Here is a 17,094-nt window from a genome sequence, read left to right as displayed (position 1 = left end):
CACTAACTTGTTACGTAAATGGATTTAATTCTCACTAACATTTAATCCATAAAAAAGCCTGAACAATTGGTTCAGGCTTTTACTTACTCACCTGTTAAAATCAGAATGAATAACGGATATTGGCGTTAATTGCCTTATCAATATCGTAATGACCGAAGGCTGAACGCTCTATATTAAGACTAATCCTGGTGTTTTCTTTGATTCTGGCATTAACACCTAAACTGAAGTTAACCCGGCTGTCTTTACCATTCTTAATATGAGTTTCCCCGGCAAAATCATGAACAACCGTCTCTGCCGGTTTAAACAGGTCATACTGATAATGAACGCCCGCCAACGCCGTCAGTTCCCAGTCTTTACCTCTGAACGTTTTTCCGGATTCCACCCCCGTACGACCTATCAACGGATTCTCCTGCTTACGCTGCATACGGATGTCTGAACCTGCAGACTGCCAGTCAAACCGGGTTCCTGACACCGAGCCATAAACCAGTTCCGTCTGCGGCTGGATAAAAGTTTCGCCGGGTAGCGAGAAGCGCCAGCCGGTTTCTGCACCCAGATACCAGGAGTGCGAGCGGTAATCCTGCTCCGGCATTCCGGTTTCACTCGCCGAATAGTGGTTGTCGTGGCGAACATATTTACCGGTGGCATCCACATACAGCCCGGAGTCAAACATCGCGGAAGCATAAAGACCGATACCGGTTGATTTTGTCTGACCGGACCAGCCATCGCCATGGCTGTTACTGTGAGTGAACGTTGCCGTCACACCGGTAAACAGGTCACCACCGTCAAACGCGTGCTTTCTGTCGGCGCCAGCCTGCAGGTGAGTCCAGCTGTTGGAATAACCCGCATCTGCGGAACCGGTACCGCTGAAGACTCGCGCCCACGCCCCGGTTTCACCGTGAGTGTTGCGCAGGTCGCCCATGCGGTAGTTCAGGTTATTCATCTCCATCAGGAAGTTTTTAAATCCTGTATTCATAACGGCTTTGCTGGCTTGCACCGCCGCGTTGTCCTGCTGCACGTCAAACCCTTCCAGTCGCCATTGTTTGCTGTTCCCGCTCTCCACGATACCCATCTGCGGCGTGAAAGTATGAACACCCGCGCGCTGTGTCACCGGTTTGAGCGTGAACACATCGGCAGCCGTCGCTTTCGGTGCCGTCACTAACGCGACGGGTGATGTTTCCTTACTCACTGAATCCACAGACGGGACAACAACCAGCGCATTGTTTTTACCGGTCAGCGACTGCTTAACCGTTACCGTATCTGCCGTTTTACCGTCAGTGTTCATGATGAACTGGCTGTTGCTGGCCGTCAGAGTATCCACCGTCAGAGATCCCGCTGCGCCGGCATTGCCAAAGCGCACCTGTGAACCTTTCAGGTCGAGAGATTTCACCACGGACTGCCCGTCCGCCTGCCAGAGAGTATTCATCATCACCGCGCCTGCCAGTGGCGCACTCAGGTTGCCACCATAAACTGTGAACAGATCCTTACTGGTGTCCTCTGCCGTACCCATATTCAGGCTGGCAGCAGCATCCGCCTGAATATTGCCTGTTATTACGCTACCCGAGCCGACATTCAGCGTGGTGCCCTGCCCGTCAAGACGCCAGCGCTCAGCCGAGTACGCTCCGGTTAACAGCGAAAGCGTTGATCCTGTACCGGCAGTCACTTCACTGTCAGAAACCAGCCCCGACGTTGCCGTCAGCTTCGCGCCATCTGCCAGTGACAGCGGCGAGTGGCTGAAACGGCTGAACTGGCTGAGAACGGCATCACTGGACGCCACGGTCACCGAACTGTCTGCGCTGTCAATCCCGCCGCTAAAGTGTTCATTAATGTTGAGGGTGGAGCCGTTCTTCAGCTGTACGCGTCCGGTGAAACGGCTCTGATCGGCGTCGTTTGTCGCTTTTGACTGCCCGAATGACGGCGTGGTTTTCACCCCGTTCCCGTCATTGAGATCGATATAGAGGTTTTCACTGCCCAGCGTTACGGTGGAATGGTCGGCATTAATATGTGTATTAAGGCTGGCATTCCTCGCCAGACTGAAATCAGCGTTGTACAGATCAAGCTGCTTCAGGCTGAACTGGCGGGTTTCCCAGTCACTCTGGGTAAAGGAAACCGGCTGAGTGAGAACAGAGTTGTCGCCCAGCGCCTTCAGCTTATCCGCCACAGCCTGAGTGCTCACAGCATGGATAACCGGATGCCCCTGGACAAACAGACGGCCATTTTGCTGGGTGAAGCTCCCCTGCGTGTTCATCCCGCCATCCATGACAAAGTCGTTCTGCGTTCCGGGTGTAACGGTATTTTTGACATCAACATTGCCGGTGAAGTGGCCGTGCCAGATGTTGGCAACCGTCGTTGTGGCATCCGCTTTATTGAAATCCAGGCTGACGGTCGCCTGCATCCCGCTGTTGGTCAGGATCGCCCCGTCGTCCGCGCCGTTAAGCTGATGGAAGGTAAGGCTGTTACCGTTGATGTCGAGCTTACCGCCGCGATAACCCCATTTGATATTGTCGGGATTAACCTGTTTGTCATCACTTAACACAACGGTTGGGCGACCGCTCACAATACTGACATTATTAAAGGCCTGAACGTTGCCATCGCTGTCCGGTCGTTGTGCCAGAACCACCGTCCCTTCGCCAACATTCAGCCCACCGGGATTGATACCCGTACCATTGACTTTCAGTGTCCCGGTACCGAGCTTATGCAAATTATCACCCTGAACACCGTTCACCTGCCAGTCGACGGTATGATCGCCGTTAACAATGATCCCGCCACCTTTCCAGGTCTGAGAATCCAGGGGCTTAATAATGTAATCATCATCAAAGGTCAGCGTCCCTGCCCCCTGGTCAACGGTATTTTCTAACACCACAGAGCCGTCCCCCTGGAAAGTGAGATCTTTACCGCTGTTCAATGAAGCAGGCCAGGTTGCCCCCTGATTACCATGCATTGACCATGAGGCCGCCCCCTGGGTTAATGCGCCAACGCCGGTTTTGTCATCATAAGTCCAGTGAATATCACCTTCATTTTTTTGTGAATGGATTGGGGCATCAGCGTTCAGCTTCATGGTTTCAACCACGTCACCGACAGGGATTACTGTATAGTAGTTAGTCTTACCCGATAACCCCGCATAAGAATTGAGTACTCCAACTACAACCCATTTGTTTTGCTGTGCATCCCAGCCAAATAATGGAGAGCCACTGTCCCCAGGAGTACCATAGGTGGAAAGAGGGGTATCTGTTGTGATAGTGAAAAAACGCCAGCTAGAAGTATATGGTGGATTTACTATTCCTCCTGTTTTATAAGAGTATCCCCCTGCGAGTTGTGTCAATTTGCCACTCTCATCTTTGACATATTGCGTTCCCGTACCGACCCGATAGAAAACGGGAAACCGCTCTGTATTCTGATATGTACCATTTTCAATCCCCGCACTGGTCATATCAAGAGGCACAATCTCTGTCACAATTTTGTTCAGTCGAGGCCGATGGAAATCCCACTCGTGATTATTTCTTTCTACGAGGGTATAAGTGGTGTCGTCACGGTAGCCAAACTTCACCTGTTTATAACCCACGTTGTGTTTAACGCTGACGATATATTGTGGTGCAACTAACGTTCCAATACCATTTGTGTCAGTTGAACTGAAATCTATCATGGTCGCTTTATTTAGCGTGGTAACGATAGATCCATTTTTATCATATAACGGGATGTTTTCTGCGCCTGGCTTAAACAGGCCTTTGTTCTCAGCAAAATCGCGATATGTCTGGTAAGGAATACTGTGTACGCTAACTGAAGCCTCTGTTGATAGAGGATATACTAATCCTGTCATGCTGATAAGCAAAGCATTCAGGGATGTTCGTACTATTTGACGCTTCCTTATTCTCCTTATCCCTCTACTGATTTCTGAAACGACAACAGCTTCGCCCTTTCTGTTCTTTTTTATTGCATATACTTTATTCACTTTATTCCCCGGCAACTATCAGATTAAATGACCAAAAATCAATAAAAAGCAGAATCAGTCAATAAAATAATGGGGCTTTTTTATTATTATATCCTGAAAGTGCATTATGATAAATACATTGCCACCTTTACTCTATTTTATCTACCTTGCAAAAAATAAAAAAATTAGTTACGAAAATTCAAACTATATAACCATCGAAATGACAAATAAAAAAAGCCGATAGGAAAGTAACAAACGCCATTTTAGGATTTGCCATCGAATTCCCAAGGCAATATATTCTGCCTCGCTCATTAAGATTGTTATGAGCTGACTTTAGAATTAAGCCTATTACTAATGGAGTATAAAATGAAAAAGCTGATTTTAGGTTCGGCAATTGTGGCGGTTCTGGGTGTAGCGTCTAGTGCTATGGCTGCACCAAACACTGGTACTGTAAACTTTACGGGTGCTGTTTCGACCGCCACTTGTGATCTTTCTTTGAAAGATGATGCTGGTGGGGATATTTCTAATGTTAATTTAGGTGTTCTTCCAAACACATCCACGACAAATGGTACCTCTGTTCAATTCAAATTAGTACCTCAAGACCCCGCTTGCCTTACTAAAACTTCTGCTAATGTAGCATGGTCATCCTCAACACTGGGTTCAGCAGGTATTAGTAACGCTACTACCGGGGGTACTAATGCTTATCTGTTGGTTGCCGCTGCCAATGCCGCCCAAACAGGCACAAATGCAGTTATTAAACAAGGACAAACCTCTTTTGATTATACCGCGCAGGGTGGTATTAAATCTTTTGACTATAACGCAGCACTTGCAAAACCGACTGGTACTTTGACTGCAGGCCCATTCAATGCTTCTGCAAGCTATGTTGTAACCTATAAATAATCATCGTAAGTTCAAAAGGGAGTATTTACTCCCTTATTAATATAATATCCGTCGGCAAGGAATAAAAATGAAGATAAAAGTATTATGCATCGCTATCATTTTTCATTTATGGACGAATGAAGTTCTTGCCGACGATTTTAATTACAGTTTTATCCGTGGTGGCGGCAAAGAGGTACCTGAAGTACTAAAGAATACCGGACAAAACGTCCCGGGGAACTATGTTGTTGATCTACTTTTTAATGGTTCTAAAACAGCGGCCTCTGTAGAATTAGCAATCAGCAATGATGATGCTGAGCATATTTGTCTTTCTGATAAATGGTTACAGGGGAAAGGCATTTATATTAATAAAGAATTCTATAAACAGTATCTTAATCCGGCACGCAACTGCTATCTTCTTGATAAAGAGAAGAACAGTCGGGTTAAATTTGATCCTTCCTTGCAGGAGTTGTCAATCGAGATGCCTCAGGCTGGCTTTATCGATACGAAAAAAGAAGGCGGCCCCTGGGATTATGGCAGTACCGGTTTCAAACTCGCCTATGATGTCAATACATCAAAATCAAGTGACCAGGATCGGACAACATACGGCAATATCGAAGGTCAGATCAATATAGGCGAATGGGTCCTGCTTGGCAGAGGATACGTGTATCAGGGGGAAAAATTCCAGAGCAATAATCTCCTGTTAACCCATGCGATAAAATCGATTAAATCAGATATCCTGATTGGTAAAACCCAGTCCTATAATACCCTGAACGATGGTTTTACCTTTTATGGCGCACAGTTAAAGTCAAACCAGGATATGTATCCCTGGGACTCGCAGTCTTATGCCCCGGTAATTAATGGTATTGCCAAAACACATGCCCGCGTCACTGTTGAGCAAGGGGGATACACATTAAAATCGTTCGTGGTCCCGCCGGGTCCTTTTATGATTAACGATCTGACTGGCGTGTATTCGGGTGACATTATTTTAAAAATTTATGAAGAGGATGGTTCGGTAAAAGAACAGCGATTCCCTGTCGCTGTGCTGCCCAATTTATTAAAACCTGGCAATTACAATTACAATATCGCGGTAGGTAGTAAAGTTGACCAATACAGTGACAAGCGTGATGATGATAGTTTATTCGCGCAGATGACCTATGATTATGGTTTTGAGCCCTTTACGCTCAATACCTCTGCACTGGTAGATAAAAACTATAACAACGTTGGTTTGGGTCTTATCCGTTCTTTCGGCTGGTTTGGTGCCGTAGCAATGAGTGGCAACCTGTCGCAGGCAAAATACCATAATGGAAAAACGATGAACGGCTTTAGCACATCGGTGAAATATGCCCGTGCCTTAGGCGAAAACGCGAATTTACAGTTAATCGGTTATCGCTTTAACTCCGAAAATTACATTGACTACGCGGATTTTAACTATCGCTATTACAATCTGTTAAACAACAGACCCAAACAGCGGTATGAATCGATTATCACCTATCAACTCCCGGAAATGAATATGTTCTTCAACATGTCAGCCTGGAAGGAAGATTACTGGGACAGTTCCAGTGAGGTAGGGGCAAACGTAAATCTCAGCAAGAGTTTTAATAATATATCATTCTCCCTGAATGCAGGCTATTCCCGGCTGCAGGGGATGGAAAACGATTATAACGCCGGGGTATCCCTTAGCGTACCCTTCAGCGTATTTGATAAATCACACTACAGCTTCTCTGGTATAAACTATGATCGCCGTAATGGCACGAATTTCAATACCGGTGTTGCGGGAAATGTTAATTCACGCCTGAGCTATAATGCGTCCATCAGTCAGTCACGCAACACCACAGGAAGCGCAATTTCAGCGTCTTATCTGTTTGACGAGGTTCAAACCTCGGCAAGCTATTCTCAAATGGGGAACACTTCCAGTTCTTCCTTCCAGGTTGGCGGAAGTATTATCGGGTTGCCAGATGCAGGCATTCTTTTTACGCCTGTGAAAAATGATGAAATTGCGGTTGTACAAATGGAAGATGTACCCGGCGTCAGATTTAATGGCTCCATGCCGGGCGATAAAAAAGGTCGAGCCGTTATACCGTTAACGGCTTATAACAATAACACCATTACGGTCAATGCCGACAATTTACCACAAAGTGTCGAATTGACAGAAAACGCTATCAATGTCACGCCGACAGAAAATGCCATTATCTACAAAAAAGTGAAATACAGAAAAATTAACACGTATATTGTCAAAGTTATCAGCAGTAATGGTTTTGTTATTCCAATGGGGAGTATCGCTAAAAACGCAGAAAACCAGGAAATCGGCTACGTCAACAACGGCGGGATTCTATTAATGAATCTTGAAGATAAAGATGAAGGGATCATTTCTGTAGGTGACTGCAAATTCGATTCACGATCGCTGCAGAAAGATATGGGTAAAGCACAGGAGATTAAGTGTGGCTAAGAACAATACACTGAGAACGTTTTTCTTTTCTGCGTCACTGTTTTTATTTACGGCATCAAGTCATGCAGCGTTTGTCCTCAACAGTACGCGTTATGTCTTTGATGAAAAAAGAGAGAATATCTCTGTACAGGTTGATAACCAGTCCACTCAGGAATATGGTGGACAGATATGGATTGAAAACCAGGACCAAAACGACAAGAACGTCTATTTTGTGCCCAGCCCAACGTTTTTTAAAGTGGCCGATCAGCACAAACAAATCCTGCGTATCCTGAAAATTAATAATGCGTTACCAAAAGACAAAGAATCACTTTTCTGGATCAATATCCAGGAGATCCCTAAAGCACCAAAAGAAGGTATGAATGCATTATCAATCGCGCTGCATACCCAGGTCAAAATGTTTTATCGCCCTGACGCCCTGAAAGAGAAAAGGGAAAATGCCGAACAGCAGATTAAAATGATAAGCAGTGAGGGCAACACCATCCTCTGGAACGATACACCCTATTACTTTGCGATCATCAGTGTTAAACAAAACGGAACGCCCATTAAAGTTAGTGACGATATAAAAGAAAAATTATCTGTCTTTGCGCCAGGTGAAAAAGTTTCTCTAGGTAAATCAATTACCGGTAGCAACCTTAGCATAGCGGCGTTTGATGATTATGGCGTTGACAAAGAGTATAAATTAAACAAATCCTGACACGTGTAAGGCTTTTATTATGTGTAAATTCATATTTGCTCTTTTCATCGCTTTATTATCGCTCTGTTCGTTACCTGCCATAGCAGCTAACTGTAGTGGAGGAACTATACTTTTTGATACTGATCCCAGTGATCATGGTTACTGGATGAATGGTTATACGTCAGCAAATGATGATCCATTGTTAATAATGAAAGTCACCGTACAAAATGGCATGACTTGTGATCCAGATTATACAGAGAATGCAACCAAGATGAGTAATATGGTCATGAAAATGACCAGTGGAGGGACTTGTAAAAACTCGACTACCATAACAACGCCTTATCCAGGCATTGAATGGCAACTGGAGGGTATGCATTGTAACGGCAGTAATATTATCTCCAATAACGTCAAAGCCGCGCCATGGGATGGTGGAGCTAACTGGTCCGCAGGCACTGTCCTAGGAAAAGCTAGACTTGTCGTAACTGATCAATATTGGATGCAAAACACGCAAACTGGTCAATATACTGTTAATATCCAGCCACTTTCGGTAGGAAATACTTTAGCAAACAGCCCAGCGGTGAATGTGAGTTCTGGTTTAGGGGGAACGATTCCTTTTATTTTTCAAGATAATGCCACTTGTTCAATGAGTCTTTCTACAGAAAATTTAGACTTTGGCAAATTAACACCAACTAACGTTAATAATAATTCTTTATATAAAGAGCTCGCAATTTATTATTCTTGTAAAAATAAAGCCTTAATTAATGGCCTGTATGTACGTTTCGACCCGGAGAATGTAGTTAATCCGACAAATGGTATGTTTAGTGCCAATGATAATAATGGACGAAAACTTAACTTTCAGATAACCCGGGTTTACGGGAATGAACACGTTATCCCTCTTAATGCTAATTACCAAATATATCAACCATCAAAAGTAAATCTTGATGCCGCAGCGACATTCAGAATTAAGGTCAAACCTTCAACACCGTTTCCTGCCGGGAAGGTTTCTACGTACATGAATGTTTCGCTAATATACAGATAGGCTGGATTAATTATGCACAAATGGTTAGCCTTTATTTTGATACTTTTTTCAATTCACAATGCCTCTGCGTCGAAAACCGAGCAGAAGAGAGTGACGATAAACGCCGAGTTAGCCTTAAATACGTGCGCACTGTCTCTCTCTCCGGCAAACCTGAACTTTCAACAAATCAGCTTTAGCCAGTTTGAAAATAGCGCAACAACACCACAGACAGTTGATCTGAGTATTGCGTGCAGCTGGCCTGCAACCGGGATCTCGCTAAAATTCTCGCCCGCTGCTGGCGTTTCCGCGAACAGCACTAACCTGATGAAAACGGGTTTATCCGGCGTTGGGCTTGCGTTGTCATGGAAAAATGCATCCGGGACAGATTTTACGCCGCTAGAATTGAATAAGTCTTTTGCACCCGCACTAACTGCACTAAGTAAAAATAGTGAAACGCTTGGCCAGTTTCAGCTTTTACCCAAACAAATTCCCGGAGAAACGCTCCTGGCAGGCAATGTTAATACCAGTTTGACGGTCGAGGTGACCTATGATTAACAGGCGTTGTCTTTTTTTTCCCTTGCTTCTGGGACTATTAAGCGCATCCATGTCTTTTTCAGGCTATGCTGCGCAAAAAGCAAACGTTAGCTTGCCTATCGCCATGACCGTGACGAATCCACAATGTCAAATAAATAATGGGGCTGGTCTACCTGAAAATGTTCAGCTTCCCTTGATAACGACATCGGGCGCTTTATTAGGCGACAATAATGTTGAAGTCCCTATTTTAATAAATTGCTTAAGTAATATGACCAAATTTGAAGTGACGTTTACCGGAGGTAATAATTCTAAAATCACGACCTCCAACACTATGGTCGACCTTACGCTGTCATGGAAAAAAGGCGGGGGAGTCGTTACATTTGGCTCGCCGGTTGAGTTAAGTAAACCGCCTTTTCTGGTGAACCCAAACCAGTTTGACGGAAGCTTACTGGTCAGGGTTTCACCCCATACCGGTACAATACCGGCGGGTAATTACACCGCCAGTTTGCCGGTTACATTTACCTATTATTAAGATGGTATATACACAAGCCGGGGAACGCTCCCCGGCCTTTAAATACGTTAATCAAACACCCCGTTAATAATCGCCGTGACCACGGCAGTACTGAGCGCAATCAGCACTAAATCATCCCCAACAATTTTCCATTCATAGCCAGGATAATAAGGCAGTTGCCCCAGCATGGATGCCGGTACGGTTTTTTTCGCAATGCCCGGAGGGAGCGGTTTTCCACGCGCCAGGTTTTTCGCAATGCCCGGAGGCAGAGAATCATATCCCGTCAGGCCGTAGTTCACCGCCAGATGACGCGCTGTCGCGAAACTGATGTCAGACTCGACGTGATCGGGTTTGCCGTAATTTTTACGATGATCGGATGAACCGTTGTTTTTCTGGGCCGAATTTCCTTTTTGCCCGTTATTTCCCTGGTTGCCCTTATTTCCATGATTGCCACTGCTGTTGCCCTGGCCGCCTCCGCCATGACCATTTCCGTTACCATTCCCCGGATTCGCCATGACCGGCGCAGCGAACAGAGAGAGTGAAACCAGTGTGGCCAGCACTGCCGTTAAACCACGACGCTTACCCATGATGTGTTCCTTCCAGATGATGTTCCACTTTGACAGTAGTGCGCCGCCATCAAGTACGCAATGTCAAATATTCCTGGTTTTGCATTGGCTCGCAGGCCATTAATAAACAACCTGTTGTGTGGAGGGTAACGGCTGTGCCTTATCTGCTATCATGCCTGCAAATAGCGTCGAAAAAACACAGCCGAGGAAAACATGGGGTCCACCAGAAGAGGGATGCTGAACGTTCTGATTGCTGCCGTATTATGGGGAAGTTCCGGCGTTTGCGCGCAGTACATCATGGAGCAAAGCCAGATGTCGTCGCCATTTCTGACCATGACGCGTCTGATCTTCGCCGGACTCATTCTGCTGATGCTCTCCTTTGTCCACGGCGACAAAATTTTTTCCCTTTTCAAAGACCGCAAAGACGCTCTGAGTCTGCTGATATTTTCTGTCGTCGGCGCGCTGACCGTACAACTCACCTTCCTGCTGACCATCGAAAAGTCCAACGCCGCGACCGCCACCGTGCTGCAATTTCTTTCGCCCACGATCATCGTGGCGTGGTTCGCGCTGGTACGTAAGGCCCGTCCCGGCGTATTGGTGCTGACGGCAATCCTCACCTCCCTGATCGGCACCTTTTTACTGGTAACGCACGGCAACCCTACTTCGCTGTCAATTTCACCCGCCGCGCTGTTCTGGGGGATTGCCTCGGCGTTCGCCGCCGCGTTTTATACCACCTACCCGTCAACGCTGATTGCACGTTACGGCACTTTGCCGATTGTCGGCTGGAGTATGTTAATCGGCGGGATGATCCTGCTGCCGTTTTACGCTGGAGAGGGCACGGATTTCGTGGTGAATGGCGGCCTGATTCTGGCGTTTTTCTACCTGGTGGTGATCGGCACGTCACTGACGTTCAGCCTGTATCTGAAGGGGGCGCAGATGATTGGCGGGCCGAAAGCGAGCATTTTAAGCTGTGCCGAACCGCTGAGCAGCGCGTTGCTGTCATTGCTCTTGTTGGGCATTACCTTCACGCTGCCGGACTGGCTGGGCACACTGCTGATTCTGTCGTCCGTGGTGTTGATCTCGATGGATTCTCGCCGCCGCGCCAGAACCGTTTGACATCACTGGCGCGGCAACGCTCATCTTACCAACCCGGCACCGCGCCGCCGTTAAAGATTTTCTCCGCCGCTTTGGCGACTTCCGGCGACTGATAGGACTGCAAAAATTCCTTCACGTTTTGCGCGTCTTTGTTGTCTTCCCGCGCCACCAGAATGTTCACGTACGGCGAATTTTTATCTTCGATAAACACGCTGTCATGAACCGGAGAAAGCCCGGTTTGCTGAATGTAGGTCGTGCTGATGATCGCTACATCGACTTTCGGGTCGTCAAGTACACGCGGTAACTGCGCGCCTTCCAGTTCCATAATCTGCAAGTGACGCGGATTATCGGTGATATCCAGCGCCGTCGGCAGCAGACCTTTCCCTTCTTTCAGGGTAATCAGCTTCTCTTTTTGCAGCAGCAGAAGCGCGCGTCCCAGATTAGTCGGATCGTTCGGGATCGCCACCGTCGCGCCCTCTTTCAGTTGATCCACCGTTTTAATTTTTTTCGAATAGCCTGCCATCGGGAAGACAAAGGTATTCCCCACCGCCACCAGCTTATAATTGTGCGCCTGGTTATCCTGCTCAAGGAACGGACGATGCTGGAAAACGTTGGCATCCAGTTCGCCGTGGTTGGTGGCGTCATTCGGCAACAGCGAGCCGCTGAAACCGACCAGCTCAACGTCGAGGCCGTACTTCTCTTTCGCCACTTTTTTGGCGACTTCCGCGACATCCTGCTCGGCGCCGTTAATCACACCCACTTTAATGTGCTTTGCATCGCTGCTCTGCTGATCGCACCCGACCAGCAACAATCCCGCCAGCAGTACCGCCGCCCCTGTCCGTAAATGAGGTATCGTCAATTTCACATTTTTATCCTTTTGAAATAACCGCCTGATGAGTAATGAAATGACTATAGCGGGAAGGGCACGGCGGTTTAAAAAACGAAAAGGTATCAATAAGAAGAAAAAGGTATAAAGGGAGAATATGCGAAAATCCTGATGGCGCTGCGCTGACCACACGCAGCGCCATTCGGCTCAGACCAGCGCTTTGATGATGTCCATTAACCTGACGATATCTTCAGGACGCGTATTCCCGGTTTGCGGATCGATAATCGAACTGTACACATGCGGCATCACGCGTGGCACTCCCGCCTCCAGGCAGGTCTGCAATATGACGCCGAAATTATCCAGATCGATACCGCCGGTCGGTTCAATCAGCGTCATGCCGTTACGCGCCGCGCTGCTCGCCAGTACGTACAGCTCCGGCAGCGACTTCTCCCCGCCCATCGGAAAGAATTTGGCCGCGTGCGCCCCCATATCCTGCATCATCCGCACGGCGGCATCGCAGGAGACGCGCGCTGGCGTCCCCTGACTGCTGCTGACGCCGGTGGAAATCAACACGTCACCAGGCGTTCCCGTCGGGCTGATCAGCGCATTGATATGGGTCTGTTCTCCCCCCGTCGCCGCCAGCGCGCCTGCGGCAAAACCGCTGCCGGTAAAGGTCTGGTTGACGTGCGCCGGATGAACCTTTGCGGCAATCATCGCCGCCTTGTAATACTGCGCCGGATCGCCCGCCCCCAGCCCGACCGAAATCGACGGCACGTCCGCCATCCAGCGCTTCACCTCCTGAACACCTTCGTCGACCGACGAAAATTGCGCAGACAGGATGCCAATCACTGCGTGTCCCTCGGCGGCGTCATAGATTTCCCTGGCGTTAGCGATATCTTTCGCCAGCACATTAATCGCCACACGCTGACGATAAAAATTAATCTGCTGCATGTTCTGCAATCTCCTTAAGTCGCGCCACAATCAACGCCATTTCCCCCTCAGCGACCGTACGTGGGTCGAGGCTAAAAACGCCCTGATGGAGGTTATAGCGCCGTGCGTAAATGGCGATATCGCCACTTCGCAGTTGGGCTTCGACGTCGCGCGCGTCCAGACCAAACACCTGCGCATCAACCCGAACGCGAATGCGCCAGATGGCACGCCCGGCTTCGTCCTGCTCGATATCGGCGGTCAGCCCGCGAATGGCCGAAATCGCCTCCACCGTCGGTTGCAACTGCTCGGCGGTCACCACGGTCTGCCCCTGGTGATAATTTTCCAGCGCATACACCAGCCCGACCATGTTCTCCTTGCCGATTTTCATCGCTCTGGCAATCCCGTGATGTTGCGCTTTACAGGCGGCGATCCACGTTTTATTGCCGGTGATAAACCCGGAGGTCGGCGCATTGAAGGCTTTCGCCCCGCTGTAGATAACCATGTCCGCCCCGCTCGCCACCCAGGCGTGTAAATCCTCCTCGGCGGCGGCATCGACAATCAGCGGCAGGTTGTGGATCTGCGCCACTTGTACAAAGTCGTCAATGCTGAGCATGCCTTTTTGCACGCAGTGGTGCGATTTCACATACAGCAGTGCGGCGGTCTCGTCAGTAATGGCGCTCTCCAGTTGCCAGCGTGCGGCCAGGTTACTCGAACCGACTTCCACAACGCGCCCACCGCCCAGACGAATGGCGCTGGTAATCGGCGCGCCGTAGTCCACGTTATGACCGCGCAGCATCACTACCTCGTTGGCCATTCCGCTGCTGTCCGGCATCAGCGACACGCGAAGCGGGTCGCCACGAGTAATGGCGGCGGCAACGGCGATGGCGATCCCTGCCGAGGCGCAGGAGGTCACGTAGCTGTCCTGCGCGCCGGTAAAGCGGGAAACCAGTTCACCGGTTCGGTCCACCAGCTTGTCGATCTCGACAAAGGCCGAGGCCGCCCGCACGGTGGCCTGCATCACCTCCGGCGCGACGCTGGAGACGCCAAGAATCGTCATCTTGCCGCAGGCGTTAATCACCTGTTTTAGCCCCAGCTGTTGATAAATATTCTCTGTCATGGCTTACAACACTCCCAGCAGCGAACACACCACGCTCAGCGCCACAATCGACAGCAGAATGGTGGTGTAACGCGGACCCTTTTTCACCAGGAAGATATAGATGGCAAACACCGCCGCCAGCGGCAGCAGGCCTGGCGCGATAGAGTCAAGGATCTGCTGCACGACCACTTCAGAACCCTTCAGGGCGCTGATTTTCAACGGTGTGGTGATCTTGACGTAGCTTGCCGACAGCGCGCCCATCATGATCAACCCCAGCACGTTCGCGCCGTAGATCAGTTCTTTGATTCGTCCTCCCTGCAATAACCCAACGATAGAATCACGTCCCAAGGTGTAGCCTTTGTGGATCAGACCGTAGCTGATCGCCAGGGTAATCGCCGGATAGAGGATCAGCGGTGCAATACCGCCAAACGCGCTGCCATTAGCGGCGAAAGGGATGAAAATCGCAATCAGCAACGGCATGACGGCGGCCCAGACAATGGAGTCGCCCATCCCGGCCAGCGGCCCCATCAGACCGGTTTTAATCCCGGTAATTGAGGCATCGCTGATCGGCTCGCCGCGCGTTTTTTGCTCTTCCATGGCGATGGAAATCCCCTGGATCACCGCGCCAAATGTTTGCTCAGAGTTGAAGAAGTTCAGGTGCCGTTTCAGCGCCTCCACCTGTTCCTCTTTTTGCGGGTAGAGCTTTTTGATGATCGGTGTCATCGAGGCGCAGAAAATCAGGCTCTGCAGACGTTCATAAGAGTTGGAGACTTCCGCGCCCAGCCAGTAGATAAACCACGCTTTAGTGATATCCGCTTTGGTTAACGCCCCGGTCGTCCGTGCGCGCTCAACCAGTTCATGCTGCATTACGTCGCTGCTCATCATGCTGCTCCTTCATTTTTCGCCAGGCCTTTAATCAGGAAGGCCACACAGGTACCGAAGATCGCCATCGCCATGATGTCTACCTTGAGGTACAGCACCGCGAAGAATCCGCCGATAAACCACGGCAGCAGGCTCTTTTTACCGATCACCATAATGGTGATTGCGAAGCCCAGCGCCGGCAGGATCCCGCCCATGATTTCAAAGGAGTGGGTCAGCCAGTGCGGCATCAGTTTGAGGAAACTTTCCACCACGTCCTGACCGAAGTAGTTCGCGGCAAACACCACCGGGAAACGCAGCGCCAGTCCAAGCAGTGCCGGGTAGAGGAACGCACAGCGCATAATGCCCGACATGTTCGCTGTTTCCGCGTGCTTATCAGCCATATGCACCCAGGCGGCGTTCAGGGTACGACGCAACTGGTCAAGGAAGACGCCGATCACGCCGAAGGGGATCGCCAGCGCAATGGCCAGGTTCGGATCCATCCCGGCTTTCACCGCGATGGGAATCGAGATACAGGCCGCCAGCGCCGGATCTGACGGCACGTTACCGCCAGGCGTGGAGGTCACGCCGAGATAAACGAGCTGCATCCCGGCACCGATAATCATCGCGGTCTGCATGTTGCCCAGCAGCAGCCCGACGAAAACAGCCACCACCACCGGCTGAAGCAGCATGGCAGAGAAGGTGTAGCCAAGGCGTAAGCGGGCAAACCAGTAATACAACCCCATGAGGCTTGCAAAAACTAAGGTATCCATAGTGTTATCCCATTATCAGAGAATTAGAATTTTTTCAGGATATCGTCCAGCGACTGCGGTTTATCTTCCGGGATAGTCTGGAAGAACACCTGAATCCCACGACTTTTCAGGTCGTTCAGAATGCCGACGTCTTTTTCATCGAGCGTAATGTTCTGGAATACCGCTTTGCGGTTCGGTCCACCGCCCAGACCCCCCACCTGAATCGTGGAGACATCAAACCCCTGTTGTACGGCCTGCTGAATCGCCGCCAGAGAAGGGAACAGCACCAGCACATTGCCGTCGCCCAGTTGGTTCTCTTGCCATGAGGCGGCAAAGCTCTGGTTGCTGTAGCAGTCCACTTTGATGTTCGGCGGCGCGGCCATCAGGTAGATGTTTTTCATAAACGGATCGGCATCCAGTTCATCGCTGACCACCGCGATGCGGTTGGCCTGGGACTGCCCGACCCACTTCGTCACCACCTGTCCGTGGATCAGTCGGCTATCGATACGACATAACACGATGTTTGCCATGATGATTTTCCTTATTGTGATTGTTGTAATTGACGGACGTGAGCAACAACGTCCAGGCAACTGCTGCGTCCGGCGTCCACCAGTTCGCTGACGCAGGTAGTCAGTGAACCGTGTTCACGTCTGTCCAGCGCTTCCAGCAGCAGTGATGCGTTGAGTCCGGAAACGACCGCCACCGGATAATCCGCACTCAGCCGCGCCGCCACGTTGGATGTCGTGCCGCCCACAAAATCGGTCAGAATCAGTGAGCCTTCCGGCATGGTTTTCACCACGTCTTCAACACGCTGATAAAACTCACCCAGCGTATCGACGGGCATCAGCGCAATTTCTGTCACGCCTTTAATTTCGCCCATCACCATGCGCAGGCTGTTACAAAGCTGTTGTCCCCAGCCGCCATGGGTCAGCAGCAGAATGTCGGGCAACGGTTGAGTGGTAGTCAAAATGGCCTCCTGGCGCGA

The 17,094-nt window shown here is 49.5% G+C and carries 16 protein-coding genes; 7 read left to right on the top strand and 9 right to left on the bottom strand.

The window, feature by feature from the left end; genetic code table 11:
* Nucleotides 1-100: 100 nt before the first annotated feature.
* Nucleotides 101-3,946 (bottom strand): S6 family peptidase, encoded by a 3,846-nt coding sequence (locus tag HVX64_RS00355; protein ID WP_181825208.1) that lies wholly within the window; start codon nt 3,944-3,946, stop codon nt 101-103.
* 345 nt (nt 3,947-4,291) lie between these two features.
* Here HVX64_RS00355 and HVX64_RS00350 point away from each other — a divergent pair, with 345 nt between their 5' ends.
* The 6 genes from HVX64_RS00350 (at nt 4,292) to HVX64_RS00325 (ending at nt 10,007) form a co-directional block, all read left to right on the top strand.
* Nucleotides 4,292-4,825, top strand: coding sequence for a fimbrial protein (locus tag HVX64_RS00350; protein WP_044254511.1), 534 nt, complete (start codon nt 4,292-4,294; stop codon nt 4,823-4,825).
* Nucleotides 4,826-4,892: 67 nt separating this feature from the next.
* Nucleotides 4,893-7,250, top strand: a complete 2,358-nt coding sequence (pefC, locus tag HVX64_RS00345) for a PefC/AfrB family outer membrane usher protein (RefSeq protein WP_044254515.1) — start codon at nt 4,893-4,895, stop codon at nt 7,248-7,250.
* Nucleotides 7,243-7,944: a fimbrial chaperone gene (locus HVX64_RS00340; protein ID WP_044254517.1), complete on the top strand. Its 702-nt coding sequence runs from the start codon at nt 7,243-7,245 to the stop codon at nt 7,942-7,944. Before pefC ends, HVX64_RS00340 begins: the two co-directional genes overlap by 8 nt.
* Before the next feature lie 19 nt (nt 7,945-7,963).
* Complete coding sequence (locus tag HVX64_RS00335) at nt 7,964-8,962, top strand: fimbrial protein (protein ID WP_044254519.1); 999 nt, start codon at nt 7,964-7,966, stop codon at nt 8,960-8,962.
* Nucleotides 8,963-8,974: 12 nt separating this feature from the next.
* Nucleotides 8,975-9,496 (top strand): fimbrial protein, encoded by a 522-nt coding sequence (locus tag HVX64_RS00330; protein ID WP_181825207.1) that lies wholly within the window; start codon nt 8,975-8,977, stop codon nt 9,494-9,496.
* Nucleotides 9,489-10,007: a fimbrial protein gene (locus tag HVX64_RS00325; RefSeq protein ID WP_044254523.1), complete on the top strand. Its 519-nt coding sequence runs from the start codon at nt 9,489-9,491 to the stop codon at nt 10,005-10,007. Before HVX64_RS00330 ends, HVX64_RS00325 begins: the two co-directional genes overlap by 8 nt.
* Nucleotides 10,008-10,054: 47 nt before the next feature.
* Here HVX64_RS00325 and HVX64_RS00320 read toward each other — a convergent pair whose 3' ends face one another.
* Nucleotides 10,055-10,573 carry an anti-virulence regulator CigR family protein gene (locus tag HVX64_RS00320; protein WP_044254526.1) on the bottom strand — a complete coding sequence of 173 codons (519 nt, stop codon included), beginning with the start codon at nt 10,571-10,573 and terminating at the stop codon, nt 10,055-10,057.
* A 192-nt stretch (nt 10,574-10,765) separates the two neighbouring features.
* Here HVX64_RS00320 and HVX64_RS00315 point away from each other — a divergent pair, with 192 nt between their 5' ends.
* Nucleotides 10,766-11,668, top strand: a complete 903-nt coding sequence (locus HVX64_RS00315; protein WP_044254529.1) for a carboxylate/amino acid/amine transporter — start codon at nt 10,766-10,768, stop codon at nt 11,666-11,668.
* A 25-nt stretch (nt 11,669-11,693) separates the two neighbouring features.
* Here HVX64_RS00315 and nlpA read toward each other — a convergent pair whose 3' ends face one another.
* The 7 genes from nlpA to HVX64_RS00280 all read right to left on the bottom strand — a co-directional run bounded on the left by nlpA (nt 11,694) and on the right by HVX64_RS00280 (nt 17,076).
* Nucleotides 11,694-12,512: a lipoprotein NlpA gene (gene nlpA / locus HVX64_RS00310; protein WP_044254530.1), complete on the bottom strand. Its 819-nt coding sequence runs from the start codon at nt 12,510-12,512 to the stop codon at nt 11,694-11,696.
* A gap of 168 nt (nt 12,513-12,680) precedes the next feature.
* A complete protein-coding gene (locus HVX64_RS00305) occupies nt 12,681-13,424 on the bottom strand; it encodes a 2-dehydro-3-deoxy-phosphogluconate aldolase (protein WP_044254533.1) in 744 nt (247 codons plus the stop codon).
* Nucleotides 13,411-14,520 carry a D-glucosaminate-6-phosphate ammonia lyase gene (gene dgaE, locus HVX64_RS00300; RefSeq protein ID WP_044254534.1) on the bottom strand — a complete coding sequence of 370 codons (1,110 nt, stop codon included), beginning with the start codon at nt 14,518-14,520 and terminating at the stop codon, nt 13,411-13,413. Before dgaE ends, HVX64_RS00305 begins: the two co-directional genes overlap by 14 nt.
* A gap of 3 nt (nt 14,521-14,523) precedes the next feature.
* Complete coding sequence (locus HVX64_RS00295) at nt 14,524-15,384, bottom strand: PTS system mannose/fructose/sorbose family transporter subunit IID (protein WP_161215577.1); 861 nt, start codon at nt 15,382-15,384, stop codon at nt 14,524-14,526.
* A complete protein-coding gene (locus HVX64_RS00290; RefSeq protein ID WP_042323417.1) occupies nt 15,381-16,130 on the bottom strand; it encodes a PTS sugar transporter subunit IIC in 750 nt (249 codons plus the stop codon). The genes HVX64_RS00295 and HVX64_RS00290 overlap by 4 nt, the downstream gene beginning before the upstream one ends.
* A gap of 23 nt (nt 16,131-16,153) precedes the next feature.
* The gene (locus HVX64_RS00285) at nt 16,154-16,639 is read right to left on the bottom strand and encodes a PTS system mannose/fructose/N-acetylgalactosamine-transporter subunit IIB (protein WP_042998686.1); all 486 of its coding nucleotides are present in this window, start codon (nt 16,637-16,639) and stop codon (nt 16,154-16,156) included.
* Between the two features lie 11 nt (nt 16,640-16,650).
* A complete protein-coding gene (locus tag HVX64_RS00280) occupies nt 16,651-17,076 on the bottom strand; it encodes a PTS sugar transporter subunit IIA (RefSeq protein ID WP_042998687.1) in 426 nt (141 codons plus the stop codon).
* Nucleotides 17,077-17,094 lie beyond the last annotated feature (18 nt).

The sequence above is a fragment of the Citrobacter sp. RHB20-C16 genome, assembly GCF_013890155.1.
GTDB lineage: Bacteria > Pseudomonadota > Gammaproteobacteria > Enterobacterales > Enterobacteriaceae > Citrobacter_A > Citrobacter_A amalonaticus.
Note: the sequence above shows the minus strand (reverse complement) of the source record. Positions and strands in the feature narration are given on the sequence as shown.

Bases quoted from the DNA above. Each gene is read 5' to 3' on its own strand.
- HVX64_RS00350 (WP_044254511.1), top strand. From the start codon at position 4,292: ATGAAAAAGCTGATTTTAGGTTCGGCAATTGTGGCGGTTCTGGGTGTA.
- pefC (WP_044254515.1), top strand. From the start codon at position 4,893: ATGAAGATAAAAGTATTATGCATCGCTATCATTTTTCATTTATGGACG.
- HVX64_RS00335 (WP_044254519.1), top strand. From the start codon at position 7,964: ATGTGTAAATTCATATTTGCTCTTTTCATCGCTTTATTATCGCTCTGT.
- HVX64_RS00330 (WP_181825207.1), top strand. From the start codon at position 8,975: ATGCACAAATGGTTAGCCTTTATTTTGATACTTTTTTCAATTCACAAT.
- HVX64_RS00325 (WP_044254523.1), top strand. From the start codon at position 9,489: ATGATTAACAGGCGTTGTCTTTTTTTTCCCTTGCTTCTGGGACTATTA.
- HVX64_RS00320 (WP_044254526.1), bottom strand. From the start codon at position 10,573: ATGGGTAAGCGTCGTGGTTTAACGGCAGTGCTGGCCACACTGGTTTCA.
- HVX64_RS00315 (WP_044254529.1), top strand. From the start codon at position 10,766: ATGGGGTCCACCAGAAGAGGGATGCTGAACGTTCTGATTGCTGCCGTA.
- HVX64_RS00305 (WP_044254533.1), bottom strand. From the start codon at position 13,424: ATGCAGCAGATTAATTTTTATCGTCAGCGTGTGGCGATTAATGTGCTG.
- dgaE (WP_044254534.1), bottom strand. From the start codon at position 14,520: ATGACAGAGAATATTTATCAACAGCTGGGGCTAAAACAGGTGATTAAC.
- HVX64_RS00295 (WP_161215577.1), bottom strand. From the start codon at position 15,384: ATGATGAGCAGCGACGTAATGCAGCATGAACTGGTTGAGCGCGCACGG.
- HVX64_RS00290 (WP_042323417.1), bottom strand. From the start codon at position 16,130: ATGGATACCTTAGTTTTTGCAAGCCTCATGGGGTTGTATTACTGGTTT.
- HVX64_RS00285 (WP_042998686.1), bottom strand. From the start codon at position 16,639: ATGGCAAACATCGTGTTATGTCGTATCGATAGCCGACTGATCCACGGA.